General features: G+C 68.0%; 20 protein-coding genes and 1 pseudogene. All 21 read left to right on the top strand.

The features are described 5' to 3' along the window. Positions 1-282: pseudogene (gene infC, locus GXZ33_RS10730) on the top strand (translation initiation factor IF-3); the annotation flags it as partial. Positions 283-287: 5 nt separating this feature from the next. Then, positions 288-482, top strand: coding sequence for a 50S ribosomal protein L35 (rpmI, locus tag GXZ33_RS10725; protein WP_040085755.1), 195 nt, complete (start codon positions 288-290; stop codon positions 480-482). Positions 483-534: 52 nt separating this feature from the next. Further along, positions 535-921, top strand: coding sequence for a 50S ribosomal protein L20 (rplT, locus tag GXZ33_RS10720; protein ID WP_040085756.1), 387 nt, complete (start codon positions 535-537; stop codon positions 919-921). 150 nt (positions 922-1071) lie between these two features. Then, the gene (locus GXZ33_RS10715) at positions 1072-1509 is read left to right on the top strand and encodes a TM2 domain-containing protein (RefSeq protein ID WP_291341024.1); all 438 of its coding nucleotides are present in this window, start codon (positions 1072-1074) and stop codon (positions 1507-1509) included. 36 nt (positions 1510-1545) lie between these two features. After that, positions 1546-2364 carry an RNA methyltransferase gene (locus tag GXZ33_RS10710; protein WP_291341023.1) on the top strand — a complete coding sequence of 273 codons (819 nt, stop codon included), beginning with the start codon at positions 1546-1548 and terminating at the stop codon, positions 2362-2364. A 57-nt stretch (positions 2365-2421) separates the two neighbouring features. Next, the gene (gene pheS, locus GXZ33_RS10705; protein ID WP_291341022.1) at positions 2422-3468 is read left to right on the top strand and encodes a phenylalanine--tRNA ligase subunit alpha; all 1047 of its coding nucleotides are present in this window, start codon (positions 2422-2424) and stop codon (positions 3466-3468) included. Between the two features lie 28 nt (positions 3469-3496). Then, positions 3497-6001 carry a phenylalanine--tRNA ligase subunit beta gene (gene pheT, locus GXZ33_RS10700; RefSeq protein ID WP_291341021.1) on the top strand — a complete coding sequence of 835 codons (2505 nt, stop codon included), beginning with the start codon at positions 3497-3499 and terminating at the stop codon, positions 5999-6001. Between the two features lie 27 nt (positions 6002-6028). Then, a complete protein-coding gene (locus GXZ33_RS10695) occupies positions 6029-6502 on the top strand; it encodes a hypothetical protein (protein ID WP_291341020.1) in 474 nt (157 codons plus the stop codon). Positions 6503-6609: 107 nt separating this feature from the next. Then, entirely contained in the window at positions 6610-7662 is a 1053-nt protein-coding gene (argC, locus tag GXZ33_RS10690) for an N-acetyl-gamma-glutamyl-phosphate reductase (protein WP_291341019.1), read from the top strand. A gap of 34 nt (positions 7663-7696) precedes the next feature. Next, entirely contained in the window at positions 7697-8857 is a 1161-nt protein-coding gene (gene argJ / locus GXZ33_RS10685) for a bifunctional glutamate N-acetyltransferase/amino-acid acetyltransferase ArgJ (RefSeq protein ID WP_291341018.1), read from the top strand. A 9-nt stretch (positions 8858-8866) separates the two neighbouring features. Next, the gene (argB, locus tag GXZ33_RS10680) at positions 8867-9808 is read left to right on the top strand and encodes an acetylglutamate kinase (RefSeq protein WP_291341017.1); all 942 of its coding nucleotides are present in this window, start codon (positions 8867-8869) and stop codon (positions 9806-9808) included. Continuing rightward, positions 9805-10983, top strand: coding sequence for an acetylornithine transaminase (locus tag GXZ33_RS10675; protein ID WP_291341016.1), 1179 nt, complete (start codon positions 9805-9807; stop codon positions 10981-10983). Before argB ends, GXZ33_RS10675 begins: the two co-directional genes overlap by 4 nt. A 2-nt stretch (positions 10984-10985) precedes the next feature. Next, positions 10986-11942 carry an ornithine carbamoyltransferase gene (gene argF, locus GXZ33_RS10670; protein ID WP_291341015.1) on the top strand — a complete coding sequence of 319 codons (957 nt, stop codon included), beginning with the start codon at positions 10986-10988 and terminating at the stop codon, positions 11940-11942. Further along, positions 11939-12415, top strand: a complete 477-nt coding sequence (locus GXZ33_RS10665) for an arginine repressor (protein ID WP_291341014.1) — start codon at positions 11939-11941, stop codon at positions 12413-12415. The genes argF and GXZ33_RS10665 overlap by 4 nt, the downstream gene beginning before the upstream one ends. A 71-nt stretch (positions 12416-12486) precedes the next feature. Further along, positions 12487-13689 (top strand): argininosuccinate synthase, encoded by a 1203-nt coding sequence (locus GXZ33_RS10660; protein WP_291341013.1) that lies wholly within the window; start codon positions 12487-12489, stop codon positions 13687-13689. After that, positions 13690-15132 (top strand): argininosuccinate lyase, encoded by a 1443-nt coding sequence (gene argH / locus GXZ33_RS10655; protein WP_291341012.1) that lies wholly within the window; start codon positions 13690-13692, stop codon positions 15130-15132. Positions 15133-15179: 47 nt separating this feature from the next. Next, positions 15180-16349 carry a hypothetical protein gene (locus GXZ33_RS10650; protein ID WP_291341011.1) on the top strand — a complete coding sequence of 390 codons (1170 nt, stop codon included), beginning with the start codon at positions 15180-15182 and terminating at the stop codon, positions 16347-16349. Then, positions 16346-17938 carry a VWA domain-containing protein gene (locus GXZ33_RS10645; RefSeq protein WP_291341010.1) on the top strand — a complete coding sequence of 531 codons (1593 nt, stop codon included), beginning with the start codon at positions 16346-16348 and terminating at the stop codon, positions 17936-17938. The genes GXZ33_RS10650 and GXZ33_RS10645 overlap by 4 nt, the downstream gene beginning before the upstream one ends. Continuing rightward, a complete protein-coding gene (locus GXZ33_RS10640; protein WP_291341009.1) occupies positions 17925-18533 on the top strand; it encodes a hypothetical protein in 609 nt (202 codons plus the stop codon). The genes GXZ33_RS10645 and GXZ33_RS10640 overlap by 14 nt, the downstream gene beginning before the upstream one ends. After that, a complete protein-coding gene (locus GXZ33_RS10635) occupies positions 18530-18712 on the top strand; it encodes a Trm112 family protein (protein WP_291341008.1) in 183 nt (60 codons plus the stop codon). Before GXZ33_RS10640 ends, GXZ33_RS10635 begins: the two co-directional genes overlap by 4 nt. A 52-nt stretch (positions 18713-18764) precedes the next feature. Beyond that, positions 18765-20030: a tyrosine--tRNA ligase gene (gene tyrS / locus GXZ33_RS10630; protein WP_291341007.1), complete on the top strand. Its 1266-nt coding sequence runs from the start codon at positions 18765-18767 to the stop codon at positions 20028-20030. Positions 20031-20373: the final 343 nt, after the last annotated feature.

The following is a 20373-nucleotide window of genomic DNA, read 5'->3' as shown; positions in this document are numbered from 1 at the left end:
GTCCCAAGATCGACGACCACGATTACGAGACGAAAAAGGGCAACGTGATCCGCTTCCTGGAGAAGGGATCCAAGGTCAAGGTGACCATCATGTTCCGCGGTCGTGAGCAGTCGCGTCCGGAGCTCGGTTTCCGACTCCTGGAGCGTCTGGCAGAGGATGTCAAGGACTACGGCATCGTCGAGACGCGCGCCAAGCAGGACGGCCGCAACATGACCATGGTGATCGGACCGCTCCGCAAGGGCAAGAAGTAGACACCGTTCCAACCGGGATTTAAGGACTTAATTCTCATGAAGCAGAAGACCCACAAGGGCACCGCCAAGCGCGTGAAGATCACCGGCTCCGGCAAGCTGCGCCGCGAGCAGGCCGGCCGTCGCCACCTCCTGGAGGGCAAGCCGTCCACCCGTACCCGTCGTCTGAAGGGCACCGTCGACGTGGCCCCGGCCGACGTCAAGCGCATGAAGCGCCTCCTCGGCAAGGCTTAAGACAAGCCGCCTCTCCACCCCACACCCCGAAATCGTTTAAGGAAGTATCACCGTGGCACGTGTCAAGCGGTCCGTCAACGCCAAGAAGAAGCGTCGCGCAATCCTGAAGTCCGCCAAGGGCTACCGCGGCCAGCGCTCCCGCCTTTACCGTAAGGCCAAGGAGCAGTGGCTGCACTCCATGACCTACTCCTACCGCGACCGTCGCGCTCGCAAGTCGGAGTTCCGCAAGCTGTGGATCCAGCGCATCAACGCTGCCGCTCGCATGAACGACATCACCTACAACCGTCTCATCCACGGCCTGCGCCTGGCTGAGATCGATGTCGACCGCAAGATCCTCGCCGAGCTGGCCGTCAGCGACTTCGCTGCCTTCTCCGCTCTCTGCGAGGCTGCCAAGGCCGCTCTGCCGGAGGACGTCAACGCCCCGGTCGCCGCTGCCTAAAGTTGCTTCCCGACGCCCCGCCGGAATCCCCGGCGGGGCTTCGGTGATTCCGGGGCCCTTGCATGGAGGGACCTGAAAATCTGCTGTCAGAGTGATAATGTTTTCTGCGGCTAACAAACGTTGGCTTCCGCACGTCAGAGGATTCCCACGATGACCAATCCCTTCGGTCAGAACCCCCACCAGCAGTACGACAACGACGGACTTCCCGTCGCGCCGCACAATCCCACCTGGGCGACCCCGCAGGCACCTCAGGTCCATGCGCAGCCGCAGTTTGCGCAGCCGCAGTACGGGATGCCGCAGCCGATGTACGGCATGCCCTACCCGCAGGGGCCGGCGAAGTCCTGGATCGTCGCTGTCCTGCTGGCGTTCTTCCTGGGCACGCTCGGTGTGCACAACTTCTACCTCGGGTACACCGGTCGGGGCGTCGCGCAGCTCGTGCTCAGCATCGTCGGCTGGGTCACCGCCATCCTCATCATCGGCCTGCTCTTCATCGCGATCGTCGGTGTGTGGGCGTTCATCGACCTGATCATGCTGCTCATGCGCAGCGGAAGCATGGCCACCGACTCCAACGGTGTGCCGCTGGCTTAAGTTCACGGGGCCGGCGGTGTTGCTAGCGTTGGATCCATGACTCTCGATTTCACTGACCCCTTCACAGAGCGCACCCCCCGCGTCGTCAATGCGGCGAAGCTGCAGCGGACGGCGGGGCGTCGGAAAGCCAACCAGTTCATCGTGGAGGGGGAGAACGCGGTCGAGGCCGCCGTGGCGACGGGTGCGGCCCGGGACGTGTTCGTCACCGAGCAGGCGGCCCGCCGCTTCGAGGAGATCCTCATTACCTGCGGCCACATGGGCGTGTACGTCCACCCGATCACCGACCGGGCCGCGAAGTCGCTGTCTGACACGGTGACCACCACCGGCATCTTCGCGGTGTGCGAGCCGGTGCTGTGGACCGTCGGCAAGGCGCTGCGCGGACGCCCGCGTCTGGTGTCCGTGCCGGTGGAGACCTCCGAACCCGGCAACGCCGGCACGCTCATCCGTGTCGCCGACGCCATGGGCGCCGACGCCGTCGTCTTCGCCGGTGAGACCACCGACCCGCAGTCCAGCAAGGCCGCGCGGGCGTCCGCCGGCTCACTGTTCCACCTGCCGGTGGCCCGCAACACCAACGTCAAGGACGTCCTCGGCCAGCTGCGCTCGGCCGGCCTGCAGATCCTGGCCACCGCCGCCGACGGCGAGGTCGAGCTCGACAACGCGGAGGAGCTGCTGACGAAGCCGACCGCGTGGCTGTTCGGCAACGAGGCCCACGGGCTGGGGGAGGAGCTGCTGGGCCTGGCGGACCACCGGGTGCGCATCCCGATCCGGGGGCGCGCGGAATCCCTCAACCTGGCGACTGCGGCGTCGATCTGCCTCTACGAGTCCGCCAAGGCCCAGGCGCGTGCACGCGACTGACGTAGGTATGCTGTACAGGTCTGAATTTAGCGCCGATCGTGAAAAGGGTAAGGCCACGTGTCTGACACTCCGGAAATTGAACTGACCGAGGCGGGGCTCAACGCTGCCGCGGACCAGGCTGTCGCTGCGTTTGACTCCGCGACCAGCCTGGAGGAGCTCGCCGTCGCACGCCGCGACCATCTCGGCGACGACGCCCCGATCCCGCAGGCCCGCCGCTCCCTCGGCACCCTGCCCAAGGATCAGCGCAAGGACGCCGGCCGCCTGGTGAACATGGCGCGCGGGCGCGTCGAGAAGCACTACGCCGAGGTCCTGGCGGAGCTCGAGGTCAAGCAGCGCGCGGAGCAGCTCAAGGCCGAGAAGGTTGACGTCACCGTCCCCACCACCCGTGAGCAGGTCGGTGCGCTGCACCCGATCACCTCGCTCATGGAGACCATCTCCGACATCTTCCTCGGCATGGGCTGGGAGATCGAGGACGGCCCGGAGATCGAGGCCGAGTACTTCAACTTCGACTCCCTCAACTTCCTCCCGGACCACCCGGCCCGCACCCTGCAGGACACCTTCCACGTCGGCGCCGAGGACTCCCTCCAGGTGCTGCGCACCCACACCTCCCCGGTGCAGGTCCGCTCCATGTTCGACCGCGACGTCCCGCTCTACATCGCCTGCCCGGGCCGTGTGTTCCGCACCGATGAGCTCGACGCCACCCACACCCCGGTGTTCCACCAGGTGGAGGGACTGGCTGTCGACAAGGGCCTGACCATGGCCCACCTGCGCGGCACCCTCGACCACCTGGCCAAGACGCTCTTCGGCCCGGAGACGAAGACGCGCATGCGCTCCAACTACTTCCCCTTCACCGAGCCCTCCGCCGAGGTCGACGTGTGGTTCCCGAACAAGAAGGGCGGCGCCGGCTGGATCGAGTGGGGCGGCTGCGGCATGGTCCACCCGAACGTGCTGCGCGCGGTGGGCGTGGACCCGGACGTCTACACCGGCTTCGCCTTCGGCATGGGCCTCGAGCGCACCCTCCAGTTCCGCAACGGGCTGGCCGACATGCGCGACATGGTCGAGGGCGACGTCCGTTTCACCCTGCCGTTCGGCATCCAGAAGTAACCCCCGGTTCTAGAGAGGAACAGAAACAATGCTGCTTGCACAGAACTGGGTCACCGGACTGCTGCGCCACGACAACCCGTCCTTCGGCGTCACCGCCGAGGAGCTCGACGCCGGCTACGTCCGCGTCGGTTTCGAGACCGAGGGCTACGAGCCCATCCCCGAGACCACCGGCCCGCTGGTGTTCGGCGTGGTCAAGGACATCAAGGAACTCACCGAGTTCAAGAAGCCCATCCGCTACTGCCAGGTTGACGTCGGCGACGCCAACGGCACCGGCGAGCTGCAGGGCATCGTCTGCGGCGCCACCAACTTCGTCGAGGGCGACACCGTCGTCGTCGCGCTGCCGGGTGCCGTGCTGCCGGGCAACTTCGCGATCTCCGCGCGCAAGACCTACGACCACATCTCCGACGGCATGATCTGCTCCGCCGCGGAGCTGGGCTTCACCGACAAGTCCGCCGGCATCCAGACCTTCGACCCGTCCTACGGTCAGCCGGGCGAGGACGCCCGCGAGGCACTCGGCCTGGCCGACACCGTCTTCGACGTCAACGTCACCCCGGACCGCGGCTACGCCCTCTCCGCCCGCGGCCTGAGCCGCGAGCTGGCCTCCGCCTTCGACCTGCAGTTCACCGACGTGGCTGCGGAGCCTTCGGTTGCGGGGATCGACCTGTCCGGCGTGCCGGCCGCCTCCGGTGAGCTCCTGGACATCGACGTCCGCCCGGAGACGAAGACCGTCCGCTTCGGTCTGCGCAAGGTCACCGGCATCGACCCGCAGGCGGAGTCCCCGTTCTGGCTGCAGCGTGAGCTCATGCTCTCCGGCCAGCGCCCGGTCAACGCCGCCACCGACGTGACCAACTACGTCATGCTGCTGCTCGGCCAGCCGATGCACGCCTTCGACGCCGCGAAGATCACCGGCGGCCTGCTCGTGCGCAACGCTGAGGCAGGGGAGAAGTTCGAGACCCTCGACCACGTCGAGCGCACCCTCGACGCCTCCGACGTGGTCATCTGCGACGAGACCGGCATCCAGTCCCTGGCCGGTGTCATGGGCGGCACCCGCTCCGAGATCGCCGACGACACCACCGACGTCTACTTCGAGGCCGCCACCTGGGACCCGCTGACCGTCGCGCGCACCTCGCGCCGCCACAAGCTCACCTCGGAGGCCTCCCGACGCTTCGAGCGCGGCGTCGACCCGGCCGTCGTCGAGGTCGCCCTCGACATGGCCTGCGCGCTGCTCGTCGACATCGCCGGTGGTTCGATCGCCGCCGAGCGCACCATCGTCGGTGACGTCCCCGCGATGCCGACCATCACCATGCCCGCCTCGCACCCCTCGGAACTCGCCGGCGTCGACTACTCCCGCGAGACCGTCATCTCCCGCCTCGAGGAGGTCGGCTGCACGGTCGTCACCTCCGGCGAGAACCTCGAGGTCACCCCGCCGACCTGGCGCGGCGACCTGACCATCCCGGCCGACCTGGTCGAGGAGGTCCTGCGCCTCGAGGGCCTGGAGGCCATCCCGCTGGTCCTGCCGACCCCGGTCGGGGGCCGCGGCCTCACCCCGGCGCAGCGCCGCCGCCGCGCCGTCGAGCACGCCCTGGCCTACAACGGCTACGCGGAGATCCTGCCCAGCCCGTTCATCGCCAACGACACCTTCGACGTGTGGGGCCTGTCCGCTGATGACGAGCGCCGCAACGCCGTCAAGGTGCAGAACCCGCTCGAGGCTGACCGCGCCCTCCTGGGCACCACGCTGCTGCCGACCATGCTCGACGCCGTCGTGCGCAACGTCGCCCGCGGGCGTAACGACGTCGCCCTCTTCGGCCTCCAGCAGGTCGCGTTCGCCCGTGCGGACCGCTCGCCGATGCCGTCCGTGGCCCGGAAGCCCTCCGACGCCGAGATCACCGAGCTCGTCGATTCCCTCCCGTACCAGCCGCTGCACGTGGCCACCGTGGCCACCGGCCAGATCGAGTACGAGGGTCCCTGGGGTGAGGGCCGTGACTACACCTGGGCCGACGCGATCGAGTCCGCCCGCGTGGTCGCCCGCGCCGCCGACGTCGAACTCGACCTGCAGTCCGTGGAGCACCTGCCCTGGCACCCGGGCCGCTGTGCCGCGCTCATGGTCGACGGGGAGGTCGTCGGCCACGCCGGCGAGCTGCACCCGCAGATCCTCGAGGCACTCGGCCTGCCGGCCCGCACCTGCGCCATGGAACTCGACCTCACGGCCCTGCCGCTGACCGAGAACTTCCCGGCCCCGGTGCTGTCCTCCTACCCGGCCCTGCACCAGGACATCGCCCTGGTCGTCGACGAGTCCGTCCCGGCCGAGGACGTCCGCCGCGTCGTCGCCGAGGGTGCCGGTGACCTGCTGGAGGAGGTCGAGCTTTTCGACGTCTACCGTTCGGAGCACCTCGGCGAGGGCCGCAAGTCGCTCGCCTTCTCCCTGCTCTTCCGCGCCGGTGACCGCACGCTCACCGACGAGGAGGCCAACGAGCGTCGCCTCGCCGCCGCCGAGCTGGCGAAGGAGAGGTTCGGCGCCGAAATGCGCGCCTAGACAGCGGAAAGTTTGTAGGGTCAGGGCATGACCATCTCACGTCGTGCCCTGACCCTTCTTTCTGTCCCCGTCCTCTCGGCCGCCGTGCTCCTCGGTGGCAGCCCCTCCGCATCCGCTGCGGAGGGCGATGTCCAGTTCACCAACGCCGCAGGCGACGTCCGCTGCGATGTCGTCATGTCGGATGCCGGCCCGTCCGTCATCTGTGTCAGTGACGGCGCCCGCGGGACCATGCCGGAATGCAACCCGCCGGAGGAGAAGATCCCGGCCGTGACCGTCAGCCCCGGCGGCCGGGGTGTCGTCGGCTGCTGGAACCAGGGTCTCACCGGCCCGAAGCAGGCCCTCGGACCCGGACAGCTGGGCAACGCCCACGGCATCACCGTGTTCGCCGATCCCTTCGGTGGCCTGCACGTGCTCTCCGGATCCCTCAACTACGTCGCCTATGCGGGACCGGGCACCCTGGGCAACAACCCCACCGTGATGAGCTCGCAGCTCAGCTCCTGACTCCGCTGACCCTCTTCCCGGCCATGTCGTGGTGGCGGGAGAGGGTCTCATACTATTTTTCACTGCATACTTTTCATCTGACTGCATAAAGTGTTACACTCTCCCTCATGACATTCAAGGTTGCAGTCGCTGGTGCCACGGGCTACGCGGGCGGGGAGATCCTCCGCCTCCTGCTCGGGCACCCTTCCCATGTCTCCGGTGACCTGGAGATCGGTGCCCTGACCGCCGGTTCCTCCGCGGGCCAGCAGGTGGCGGACCTCATGCCGCACCTGCCGCAGCTGGCTGACCGCGTCATCGAGGACACCACCCCGGAGAATCTCGCGGGGCATGACGTCGTCTTCCTCGCGCTGCCGCACGGCCATTCCGGCCCCATCGGGCAGGCGCTGGCGGAGTCCCATCCGGACACGGTGGTGATCGACTGCGCCGCTGACTTCCGTCTCAGGGAGGCAGGGGAGTGGGAGCACTACTACGGCTCCGAGCACGCCGGCACCTGGCCCTACGGCATCCCGGAGCTGCCGGGTCACCGGGAGGAGCTGCAGGGTGCGAAGCGCGTCGCGGTGCCCGGCTGCTTCCCGACGGGCGCGACGCTCGCCGCCCTCCCCGCTGTCGCGGGCGGACTCATCGTCCCGGACCTGGCCATCGTCTCCATCACCGGTGTCTCCGGTGCAGGCAAGAAGGCCGCTGTCGGGCTGCTGGGGTCCGAGGTCATGGGCAACCTGCGTGCCTATAACACCGCGGGCAGGCACCGTCACACCCCGGAGGTCATCCAGAACCTCTCCGAGGTCACCGATGACGAGGTCTCGGTCTCCTTCACCCCGGTGCTCGCACCGCTGCCGCGCGGCATCCTCACCACCATCACCGCGCCGCTGAAGGAGGGCGTCACCGCGCAGGCGGCCTACGAGACCTACCGCGCCTTCTACGCCGACGAGCCCTTCGTGCACCTGCTGCCTGAGGGGCAGCAGCCGGAGACGCAGAACGTGGTCGGCACCAACATGTGCCACCTGCAGGTCGAGGTCGATGAGCGTGCCGGAGTGCTGCTCATGACCGCCGCCATCGACAACCTCACCAAGGGCACCGGCGGCGCTGCCGTCCAGTGCATGAACCTGGCCCTCGGCCTCGACGAGACCGCCGGCCTGCCCATGGCCGCTGTCGCCCCCTGATCACACACCCACCACCTCCCGGAAAGTCACTTCAATGAGCACCACCGGCATCACCGCCCCGGCAGGATTCACCGCTGCCGCCCTCACCGCAGGCATCAAGACCTCGGGCAACCCCGACATGGCCCTCGTGGTCAACAACGGCCCCGAGTACCACGCCGCTGCGGTGTTCACCCGCAACCGCGTCGTCGCCTCCCCGGTGAAGATCTCCCGTGAGGCGGTCAAGGACGGTCAGATCCGCGCCGTGCTCTTCAACGCCGGCAACGCCAACGCCTGCAACGGTGTGCAGGGCGACAAGGACGCCCGGGCTTCCGTGGAGCAGGTCGCGGAGCTGCTGGGCGCGCAGGCCACCGACGTCGGCGTCTGCTCGACCGGACTGATCGGTGAACTCCTGCCCATGGACAAGCTGCACGCGGGCATCGAGAAGCTCGTCCCGGCACTGGGTGACCACGGTGGTGCCGCAGCGGAAGCCATCATGACCACCGACCTGGTGCGCAAGGAGACCCTGATCAAGGGCGAGGGCTGGACTCTGGGAGGCATGGGTAAGGGCGTCGGAATGATGAGCCCGTCCCTCGCGACCATGCTCGTCTGCCTGACCACCGACGCCTCCGCCACCCCGGAGATGCTCGACGAGGCCCTGCGGGCCGCCTCGAAGGTCACCTTCGACACCCTCGACATCGACGGCTCCACCTCCACCAACGACACCGTCTTCCTGCTCGCCTCCGGTGCCTCGGGTGTCACCCCGAGCCAGGAGGAGCTCAACGCAGCGGTTCTCGAGGCGAGCGAGGACATCGCACGCCAGATGCAGGCCGACGCGGAGGGCGTGACCAAGCGTGTCACCGTCACCGTCGAGGGCACCGGCTCCGATGACCAGGCCGTCAACGCGGCCCGCACCCTGGCCCGCGACAACCTGTTCAAGTGCGCGATGTTCGGCTCCGACCCGAACTGGGGTCGCGTTCTCGCGGCCGTCGGCATGGCCGACGCAGACATGGACCCGGAGCGTATCTCCGTGTACTTCAACGGCCAGGCCGTGTGCGAGAACACCACGGGCACGCCGAACGCCCGCGAGGTCGACCTCTCCGGCGCGGACATCGACGTCCTGGTCCACCTCGGCACCGACGGCCCCGGCCGCGCGACGGTCCGCACCACGGACCTCAGCCACGATTACGTCCACATCAACTCCGCCTACTCCTCCTAGGAACCCGACATGGAAGCACTGAAAAAGCTCAGCAACGAGGCGCGTGCACACGTGCTCGCCGAGGCCCTGCCCTGGCTGCAGCACTTCCGCGACAAGATCGTCGTGGTCAAGTACGGCGGCAACGCCATGGTCGACGATGACCTGAAGGCGGCCTTCGCCGCCGACATGGTCTTCCTCCGCACCGTCGGCGCCAAGCCGGTCGTCGTCCACGGCGGCGGCCCCCAGATCTCCAACATGCTCAAGCGCGTCGGCCTGGAGGGTGAGTTCAAGGGCGGTTTCCGCGTGACCACCCCGGAGGTCATGGAGATCGTCCGCATGGTGCTCTTCGGCCAGGTCGGCCGTGACCTCGTCGGACTGATCAACTCACACGGCCCCTACGCCGTCGGCACCTCGGGCGAGGACGCCGGACTGTTCACCGCACAGAAGCGCCTGGTCGACGTCGGGGGAGTACCCACCGACATCGGACTGGTCGGCGACATCGTCGACGTCAACCCGGCGGCCCTCATGGACATCATCGAGGCCGGCCGCATCCCGGTCGTCTCCACCATCGCCCCGGGCGAGGACGGCGAGGTCTACAACATCAACGCCGACACCGCAGCTGGCGCACTGGCCGAGGCCATCGGCGCGGAGCGTCTGCTCATCCTCACCAACGTCGAGGGTCTGTACACCGACTGGCCGAACCGCGACTCCCTGCTGTCGAAGATCATGACCTCCGAACTGGAGACCATCCTGCCGAAGCTCGACTCCGGCATGATCCCCAAGATGGAGTCCTGCCTCCGGGCGGTGCAGGGCGGCGTCTCCGCGGCCCACGTCATCGACGGCCGCATCGCACACGCCGTCATCCTCGAGCTGCTCACCATGGGTGGTATCGGCACCATGGTGCTGCCCGACAACTACAACCGCGGCGACTACCCCGCCGGCGCGGTATTCAGGAAGGACTCCGACAAGTGACTGATTCCCTCAACCAGTGGAACCAGGTCCTCATGAACAACTACGGCACCCCGCCGGTCGAGCTCGTCTCCGGCAAGGGCGCCACCGTGGAGGACTCCCAGGGCCGCGTGCACATCGACCTGCTCGCCGGCATCGCCGTCAACGCCCTGGGCCATGCCCACCCGGCGATCATCGAAGCCGTCACCCACCAGCTCTCCCAGCTGGGTCATGTGTCCAACCTCTTCGCCACCTCCCCGGTGGTGAAGGCCGCCACCACGCTCAAGGAGCGTGTCGGCGACGAGTCTGCCCGCGTGTTCTTCTGCAACTCCGGCGGTGAGGCGAACGAGGCCGCCTTCAAGATCGCCCGACTCACCGGCCGCTCCCGCGTCCTGGCAGCAGTCAACGGCTTCCACGGCCGCACCATGGGCTCCCTGGCGCTGACCGGCCAGCCGGACAAGCGCAAGGCCTTCGAGCCGCTGCCCACCGGCGTCGAGTTCTACCCCTACGGCGACATCGAGTACCTGACCAAGCTCGTCGAGACCAACCCGTCCGACGTGGCGGCGATCTTCCTCGAGCCCGTCCAGGGGGAGACCGGCGTCATCCCGGCCCCGGCCGGATTCCTGCGGGCCATCCGCGACCTGTGCGACACCCACGGCATCCTCATGGTCACCGACGAGGTGCAGACCGGTGTCGGCCGTACCGGCGACTTCTTCGCCTTCCAGCATGAGGGCGTGCTGCCGGACGTCATCACCATGGCCAAGGGACTCGGCGGCGGCATCCCGATCGGTGCCACCATCGCCCGCGGCCGGGCCGCCGAGCTCTTCCAGCCCGGCGCGCACGGCACCACCTTCGGCGGTAACCCGATCGCGTGTGCCGCAGCCAACGCCGTCCTGGACATCGTCGACGAGGAGTTCTGCGCCGAGGTCACCCGCAAGGGCGCCTACTTCGCAGAGAAGCTCACCGCCATCCCGGGCGTCGAGCTCGTCCGCGGTCGCGGCCTCATGCTCGGTGTGGTCCTGGAGCAGCCGGTGGCCAAGGAGGCCGTCAAGCAGGGCTTCGACCACGGGCTGATCCTCAACGCCCCGGCAGACGACGTCATCCGCCTGACCCCGCCGCTGATCATCTCCGAGGAGGAGATGGACGCGGCCGTCGAGAAGCTCGCCACCCTCATCAACGACCTCAGCAAGGAGGACTGACCATGACGACCCCCACCGTGCGGCACTTCCTCGCCGACGACGACCTCACTCCGGCCGAGCAGGCCGAGGTCCTCGAGCTCGCCGCCGAGCTGAAGAAGGCCCCGCTGTCGAAGCGCCCGCTGGAGGGTCCGCTGTCCGTGGCGGTGCTCTTCGACAAGACCTCCACCCGCACCCGCTTCTCCTTCGACGCCGGCATCGCCCACCTGGGCGGCCACGCCATCGTCGTGGACTCGGGTTCCTCGCAGATGGGCAAGGGCGAGACCTACCAGGACACCGGCGCCGTGCTGTCGCGCTACGTGGAGATGATCGTGTGGCGCACGTTCGCGCACCAGAATCTCCTCGACATGACGGAGACCGCCACCGTGCCCGTCATCAACTCGCTCTCCGACGACCTGCACCCCTGCCAGATCCTCGCCGACCTGCAGACCTGTGTCGAGAATCTCTGCCCGGAGCAGGGGCCGGCGGGGCTGAAGGGGCGGAAGGCCGTCTACCTGGGCGACGGTGACAACAACATGGCCAACTCCTACATGATCGGCTTCGCCACCGCCGGCATGGACATCTCCATCATCGCGCCGGAGGGTTTCCAGCCGAAGCCGGAGTTCGTCGAGCGTGCGCAGCGTCGGGCGGCGGAGACCGGCGCGACCGTCACCGTCACGGCGGACGTCGCCGAGGTGGCCGGCGCGGACGTGGTCATCACCGACACCTGGGTGTCGATGGGCATGGAGTCCGACGGCAAGGACCGTCGCACCCCGTTCCTGCCGTACCAGGTGACCACCGGGATCATGGAGCAGGCGGGCGAGGACGCGATCTTCCTCCACTGCCTGCCTGCCTACCGCGGCAACGAGGTCACCGCCGAGGTCATCGACGGCCCCGCGTCGCGTGTCTTCGACGAGGCCGAGAACCGTCTGCACGCGCAGAAGGCCCTCATGGTCTGGCTGCTGGAGAACCAGCCGGAATGACCGCCCCCGTCTCCCGCACGGCCCGGCAGGGCAAGATCCTGGAGATCCTCGCCAAGACGCGGGTCTCCAGCCAGGTGCAGCTCTCCGAACTGCTTCTCGACGAAGGCGTGGACATCACCCAGGCCACCCTGTCGAGGGATCTCGATGAACTCGGCGCCAAGAAGATCCGTCCCGATGAAGGGCGGGCCTTCTATGTCGTCGGGCACGTCGAGAAGCATCTCGCCGAGCAGCTGACCGGGCCGAAGGAGAAGCTGCGACGCATGCTCGATGAGCTGGTCGTCGCGGTGGACCACTCGGCCAACATCGCGGTGCTGCGCACCCCGCCCGGGGCGGCGCAGTACCTGGCGAGCTTCATCGACCGCGTCGGACTCGACGAGGTCGTGGGCTCCATCGCCGGCGACGACACCATCTTCGTCCTGGCCCGCGAACCCCTGACGGGACGCGAGCTGGGGGAGCTGCTCACCGGCTCATGAGCCCCCGGTATCCTCGGATACCGGAACCCGCACAATACTTCCCAAATTTCATTGACCAAGGAGAAACCCACATGTCTGCACGCGTTGTCCTCGCCTACTCCGGCGGCCTCGACACCACCGTCGCCATCCCGTACCTGGCCAAGATGACCGGCGGCGAGGTCGTCGCCGTGTCCCTCGACCTCGGACAGGGCGGCGAGGACATGGAGTCCGTGCGCCAGCGCGCCCTCGACTCCGGTGCCGTCGAGTCCATCGTGATCGACGCCCGCGACGAGTTCGCCGAGGAGTACTGCCTGCCGACCATCAAGGCCAACGGCATGTACATGAAGCAGTACCCGCTGGTCTCCGCGATCTCCCGTCCGCTGATCGTCAAGCACCTCGTCGAGGCCGCCAAGGAGCACGGTGGCACCCACGTGTCCCACGGCTGCACCGGCAAGGGCAACGACCAGGTCCGCTTCGAGGTCGGCTTCCGCGACACCAACCCGGACCTGGAGATCATCGCCCCGGCCCGTGACTACGCCTGGACCCGCGACAAGGCCATCGCCTTCGCCGAGGAGATCGACCTGCCGATCGAGCAGTCCGCCTCCTCCCCGTTCTCCATCGACCAGAACGTGTGGGGCCGCGCCATCGAGACCGGTTACCTCGAGGACCTGTGGAACGCCCCGACCAAGGACATCTACGCCTACACCGAGGAGCCGACCCTGGGCAACGCCCCGGATGAGGTCATCATCTCCTTCGAGGCGGGCAAGCCGGTCGCCATCGACGGCAAGCCGGTCACCATGCTCGAGGCCATCGAGGAGCTCAACCGCCGCGGTGGCGCCCAGGGCGTCGGCCGTCTGGACATGGTCGAGGACCGTCTCGTCGGCATCAAGTCCCGCGAGATCTACGAGGCACCGGGTGCGATGATCCTCATCAAGGCCCACGAGGCCATGGAGGACGTCACCCTCGAGCGTGAGCTCGCCCGCTACAAGCGTCTCGTCGACGCCCGCTGGTCCGAGGAGGTCTACGACGGCCTGTGGTTCGGCCCGCTGAAGCGCTCCCTCGACGCCTTCATCGAGTCCACCCAGGAGCACGTCACCGGCGACATCCGCCTGGTGCTGCACGCCGGTTCCATCACCGTCAACGGCCGTCGTTCCAACCACTCCCTGTACGACTTCAACCTGGCGACCTACGACACCGGCGACACCTTCGACCAGACCATGGCGAAGGGCTTCGTCAAGCTGCACGGCCTCTCCTCCGAGATCGCCAACAAGCGTGACCGCGAGGCGCAGAACTAAATGGCACAGCTCGACAAGCACGGCACCAACGAGGGTGCCCTCTGGGGCGGCCGGTTCTCCGGCGGCCCGTCGGAGGCCATGTTCGCCCTGAGCGTGTCCACCCACTTCGACTGGGTGCTCGCCCCCTACGACGTCCTCGCCTCCAAGGCGCACGCCAAGGTCCTGCACTCCGCGGGGCTGCTGTCCGACGCCGACCTGGCCACCATGCTCGAGGGCCTGGACCAGCTGGGCCGCGACGTCGCGGACGGCACCTTCGGCCCGGAGCCGTCGGACGAGGACGTCCACGGCGCGATGGAGCGCGGTCTCATCGACCGTGTCGGCCCGGAGGTCGGCGGTCGCCTGCGCGCGGGGCGTTCCCGCAATGACCAGGTGGCCACCCTCTTCCGCATGTGGGTGCGTGATGCGGTGCGTGACATCGCCATCGGCGTCACCGAGCTTGTCGACGCCCTCGTCGACCAGGCCGCCGCCCACCCCGACGCCATCATGCCGGGCAAGACCCACTTCCAGGCCGCGCAGCCGGTGCTGCTCGCGCATCAGCTGCTGGCACACGCCCAGCCGCTGCTGCGTGACATCGAGCGCATCCGTGACCTGGACAAGCGTCTGGCCGTCTCTCCTTATGGCTCGGGCGCCCTGGCGGGCTCCTCGCTGCAGCTCAACCCGGAGGCTATCGCCGCGGAGCTGGGCTTCGACTCGGCCGCCGACAACTCCATCGACGCCACCTCCTCGCGTGACTTCGCCTCTGAGACGGCCTTCGTGCTGGCCCAGATCGCGGTCGACATGTCGCGCCTGGCGGAGGAGATCATCGCCTGGTGTACCCCGGAGTTCGGCTACGTCACACTCTCCGACTCCTGGTCGACGGGTTCGTCGATCATGCCGCAGAAGAAGAACCCGGACGTCGCGGAGCTGACCCGCGGCAAGACCGGTCGTCTCATCGGCAACCTGGCAGGTCTCCTGGCGACCCTCAAGGCGCAGCCGCTGGCGTACAACCGTGACCTGCAGGAGGACAAGGAGCCCATCGTCGACTCGGTGGCCCAGCTCAACCTGCTGCTGCCGGCGATGACCGGCCTGGTCGCGACGCTGACCTTCCACGAGGACCGCATGCGGGAGCTGGCCCCGGCCGGTTTCACGCTGGCCACCGACCTCGCCGAGTGGATGGTCCGCGAGGGCGTGCCGTTCCGCGAGGCACATGAGGCCTCCGGCGCGTGCGTCCGCATCGCGGAGGCGCGCGGCGTCGGCCTGGATGAGCTCACGGACGAGGAGCTGCAGGGCGTCGACAAGCGTCTGACCCCCGCGGTGCGTGAGGTCCTCACCATCGACGGTGCCGTCGCCTCCCGTGCCACGCGCGGCGGCACAGCCGGCGTGCGCGTCGGTGAGCAGCGCGAGCGGGTGGCCGCAGCCAGCCGTGAGCACCACACCTGGGCGGCCACCCCGGTGAGGGGTTAGATCCCGCTCGAGTGGCCGACCTGCAGGAAGCGTCTTAAGCTTCGTGCATGAGTAAGGCGAAAAACAGATCAGGCCGAGGACTGTCCGTTGTCATCGGCCTGATCCTGTTGATTCTGGCGGTGGCGGCGGCGCTCGTGGGGCGGGGCACGGTGAGCGTCCCGGCGTTCGGGGGCATCAGTGCTCTCGGGGGACTGGGGGCGGGCACCGAGACGCGTCAGATCACCGGTGTCATCGGCTCGGAGAAGCGGGCCTTCTTCGAGGACCCGGAGGTCCGGAAGGTACTGGCGCGGCACGGGCTCGAGGTGGCGGTGGACACCGCCGGTTCGCGTCGGATCGCGACGGACGTCGACCTGTCCGCCCATGACTTCGCCTTCCCGTCCTCGACGCCGGCGGGGGAGAAGATCGTCTCCCGCGTGGCCAACCGGGGCGTGTTCACCCCCTTCCACTCGCCGATGGCGGTGGCGACCTTCCTCCCGACCCTCGAGGTGCTGGAACGGGAGGGCGTGGCCCGGCAGGAGGCCGGCCACTGGCTGATCGACATGGCGCGTTACGCGGAGCTGGCGGGCAGCGGGCAGCGTTGGCGGGACCTGGGCCCGGAGTACCCGTCGCCGCGGACGGTGCAGATCTCCTCGACGGACATCCGCACCTCGAACTCGGCGGCCATGTACCTGTCGATCCTGTCCTGGGTGGTCCGGGACGGGGGAGTGGTGACCACCGACGCCCAGGTCACCGAGGTCATCGAGGCCGTCAGCCCGCTGTTCGTGGGGCAGGGCTACACGGAGTCGACGTCCGCCGGCCCCTTCGCGGACTACCTCGCGCAGGGCATCGGCGCCCGCCCCATGGTCCTGGCCTACGAGGCGCAGTTCCTCGGGGAGAAGATGGCGCGGGACTCCCGGATCCGTGACGACATGGAGCTGGCGTACCCGGAGCCGACGATCAACTCCACCCACATGCTCGTGGCCCTCACGGATGCCGGCGCCGAGCTGGGACGGGCCCTCACCGAAGACCCTGAGCTGCAGCGCCTGGCTGCTGAGCATGGTTTCCGCCCCGGCGATCCGGCGCTGTTCGTGTCGACGCTCGGTGACCACGGCATCGGTGAACCCCCGACGTTCCTGGCGACCGTCGACCCGCCCGTCTATGACCGCCTGGAGCAGCTCATCACCGGTGTCGGTGCCCGGTACTCCAGCCCCCAGCCTCCGGAGGACAGTGAAGAATGACCCGTCGTACCTTTTCCGCCCTGGTGGCGCTCATCCTCTCCCTCGGGCTGGTGTCCTGCGGGGACAGTGTCAGCCTGCCCGTCGTCGACAGTGCTCCGCGCACTGACTTTGACGGCACCCCGCTGCGGATCGTCGCGGCCACGGAGCTCGAGGATCTGCAGCCCGTCATCGACGACGCCGCGGATGACCTCGGTTTCCCCATCGAGCTGAGCTTCCCGGCCGGCACGCTGGACAACTCGCAGTCGCTTCTCGACGGCGTCTTCGACCAGCGCTACGACGCCACCTGGTTCGCCACGAACCGCTACGTCGACATCCTCGGCGCCTCCTCGAAGCTGGCCGACAGCACGCCGACCGGGCATTCCCCGGTGGCGTTCGGCATCACCGGGGCGAAGGCCGCGGAACTGGGCTGGGACGTGCGGCAGCCGACCTGGGCGGAGATCGCCGAGGCCGCCGCCGACGGGAAGGTCACCTTCGGCATGACCGACCCCTCGGCGTCGAACTCGGGTTTCTCGGCGCTGGTGTCTGTCGCCACGGCACTGTCCGACACGGGTTCCGCGCTCACCTCCGCGGACATCGACCGGATCACCCCGCAGCTGCAGGGCTTCTTCTCCGGGCAGACGCTGACCTCGGGGTCCTCCGGCTGGCTCACGGACACCTGGCTCGCGGACCGTTCGCGCGCTGACGCCCTCATCAACTACGAGTCCGTCCTGCACACCCTCGTGCAGCAGAGCCCGGACGTCAGCGTCATCGTCCCGGCGGACGGCGTGGTCTCCGCGGACTATCCGCTGTCCACGCTCGTCGCCCCGGCCCAGCCGCAGGCCCGGGAGAAGGTCGCGGCACTGGGTGAGTGGCTCCTCGCCCGCCCGGAGGTGCTCACCGACACTTACCGTCGCCCCATCGACCGGGACGCTGATCTGCCTGCGGATCTGGATGTCCCGCTGCTCATCGAGCTGCCCTTCCCTGCCAACCGGACCATCACGGACCAGCTGGTCGCGGCCTTCCACAATGAGCTGCGCACACCCGGTGACACCGTCTTCATCCTCGACACTTCAGGTTCCATGGAGGGTGAGCGGCTCGACCTGCTCAAGGCCACGATGCGTTCGCTCATCGACGGTTCCGCGCAGGGTGCCGCCGGGGGAGTGGGCTTCCGCGACCGCGAGCGTCTCACGCTGCTGCCCTTCGCGGACGCCCCCGCCGCCCCGCTCTCCCTCCGCTTCTCGACGTCCGACCCCGCCCCCGCCGACCAGCTCAACGGCGAGGTCGACGGGCTGGTGGCCGAGGGGGCGACCGCGATCTACTCCGCCCTCATGGAGGCCTACGGCAGCGTCCATGCCGAGACCGGCTCGATCCCGTCGATCGTGCTCATGAGCGACGGCGAGGTGACCGCCGGTGCCGGCCCCGATGAGTTCCGGGCCTTCCACGCCGGTCTCAGCGGCCCGGCGGCCGACATCCCCGTGTTCGTCATCCTCTACGGGGAGGCCAACGTCGACGAGATGACCGCCATCGCCGACCTGACCGGTGGCAAGGTCTTCGACGCCCTCGACGGAGACCTCGACGCAGCATTCAAGGAGATCCGTGGATACCAGTGACACCAGCTTCTTCCGTTCCCGGAAGAACTTCGTCGGCATGCTCGTCGCCGCCGCCGTCGTCGGGCTCCATCTCGTCCTCGGCCTCGGCGTGTTGTGGCCGGTGGTCGCGCTGGCCGGCTGGGGTGCCGGGGTGGCTCTCACCCCGAGCCCGCAGCAGCCGGAACTGCCGGCGGCGCCTGAGCGTCCCGGTGCCCGGGAGCTGCTCGACCGCCTCGAGTACGAGTCGCGGGGGCTCTACGCGAACGGCCCCGCCCACGCGGTGATCGATTCCATGGCAGCGCTGAAGGGGGCCCTCACGGATGTCCTCGACGCGTGGGACAGGCTTGCCGACGTCCCTGAGCAGCGCGTCGTCGTCGAGACGATCGTCAACGACTATCTGCCGGGAACCATCGACCGCTACCTGGCGATCAGCGACCGGGCGCACCCTACGGCGGTGACGGAGACCGCTGAATCGCTCACGATCCTGCGGGAGGAGGTGGAGCGGATCCGGGAGGCCGTGGTCAGCGACACCCTGCGCGACCTGGAGGACCAGACCCGCGCACTGCGTATCCAGTTCGGGCGGCTTCCGGGCCCCGGGTACGATACTGAGTCATGAGTCTCGATCCGAAGTTGCTGGAAGTCCTCGCCTGTCCGAAGGACAAGGGCCCACTGACCTATATGAAGGACCGTGAGGTCCTGGTCAACGAACGACTCGGTCTCGCCTACCGCATCGATGACGGCATCCCCGTGATGCTCATCGACGAGGCGACGCCCTGGCCGCCGGCCGCCGAGTAGCCCTGCCCCTTCCCACCACTTCTGATACTGCGAGATAGACAGAGATAGACACATGAACATCATTGACGAGCTGACCTGGCGCGACCTCATCAACCAGTCCACCGACCTGGACTCCCTGCGTGAGGTCACCGACGAAGGTCCCATCACCCTGTACTGCGGTTTCGACCCGACCGGCCCGTCCCTGCACGCCGGCCACCTGGTCCCGCTGCTCATGCTCCGCCGTTTCCAGCAGGCCGGCCACCGTCCGATCGTCCTGGCCGGCGGTGCCACCGGCATGATCGGTGACCCCCGCGACGTCGGCGAGCGGTCGATGAACTCCGCCGACACCGTCGCCGACTGGTCCGAGCGCATCTCCGGCCAGCTCTCCCGCTTCGTCTCCTTCGAGGGCGACAACGCCGCGCTGCTGGTCAACAACAACGACTGGACGAAGGATCTCAGCGTCATCTCCTTCCTCCGCGACATCGGCAAGCATTTCCCGCTGAACACGATGCTCTCCCGCGACACGGTCAAGCGCCGCCTCGAGTCCGACGGCATCTCCTACACGGAGTTCTCCTACGTCCTGCTCCAGGCGAACGACTTCGTCCAGCTGCGCCGCAACTACGACTGCATCCTGCAGGTCGGCGGCGGCGACCAGTGGGGCAACCTCGTCGCTGGCGTGGACCTCAACCGACGCATGGACGGCGAGGCGGTCCACGCTCTGACGGTTCCGCTGGTCACCGACTCCGAGGGCAAGAAGTTCGGCAAGTCCACCGGTGGCGGCTCCCTCTGGCTCGACCCGGAGATGACCAGCCCGTACACCTGGTACCAGTACTTCATCAACGCCTCCGACGCCGATGTCATCCGTTACCTCCGCTGGTTCACGTTCCTCACCGCCGAGGAGCTCGCGGAGCTGGAGACCGAGGTCGCGGAGCGTCCCTTCCGCCGTGAGGCGCAGCGTCGCCTCGCACGGGAGATGACCAACCTCGTCCACGGCGAGGAGGCCACCGCAGCTGTGGAGCTGGCGTCCCAGGCACTGTTCGGCCGTGCCGAGCTGGCTGACCTGGACGAGAAGACCCTCGCCTCCGCTGTCTCCGAGACCGAGGTCTTCGAAGTCAACGGCGGCGACGACCGCACCATCGTCGATCTGCTCGTCGGTGCCGGCCTCGTCGACTCCCGCGGAGCAGCCCGTCGTGCCATCAAGGAAGGTGGCGCGTACGTGAACAACGAGCGAATTGAGTCCGAGGACTGGGAGCCGGGTGCGGATGATCTCCTGCACGGATCCTGGCTCGTTCTGCGCCGCGGAAAGAAGAACTTCGCCGGCGTGAAGGTGAACAGCTAACGGATAGCACGCCCAGATACCCCATCTGACCAGGCGATTTGGTGAAGATGGGGTACATGGGTAACTTAATGGAGGTCGCCGAGAGCGCCGCGGAGAACACCGCGAGAAGCTCAGAGTGACAGAGAGATTAAAACGAAGTTGACACAGTGAAAACGATCAACTACAGTAAGATCTCCAGCCGCTGAAAAGAAGCCCGGTAGAACGGGTCGGAATCCGGCGTGCGGATGTTGTGTGAGAACTCAATAGTGTGCCAATGTACTATATGTTTGTGGTCTTTGGTCGTGTATGCCTGCCGGCCCGGACGATGTGTCCGGTGGTTGGTGGGTGTGTGCCGGGTGGTACC

Source organism: Corynebacterium sp., from assembly GCF_012838985.1.
In the GTDB taxonomy this organism is placed as follows: Bacteria; Actinomycetota; Actinomycetes; order Mycobacteriales; family Mycobacteriaceae; genus Corynebacterium.
Note: the sequence above shows the minus strand (reverse complement) of the source record. Positions and strands in the feature narration are given on the sequence as shown.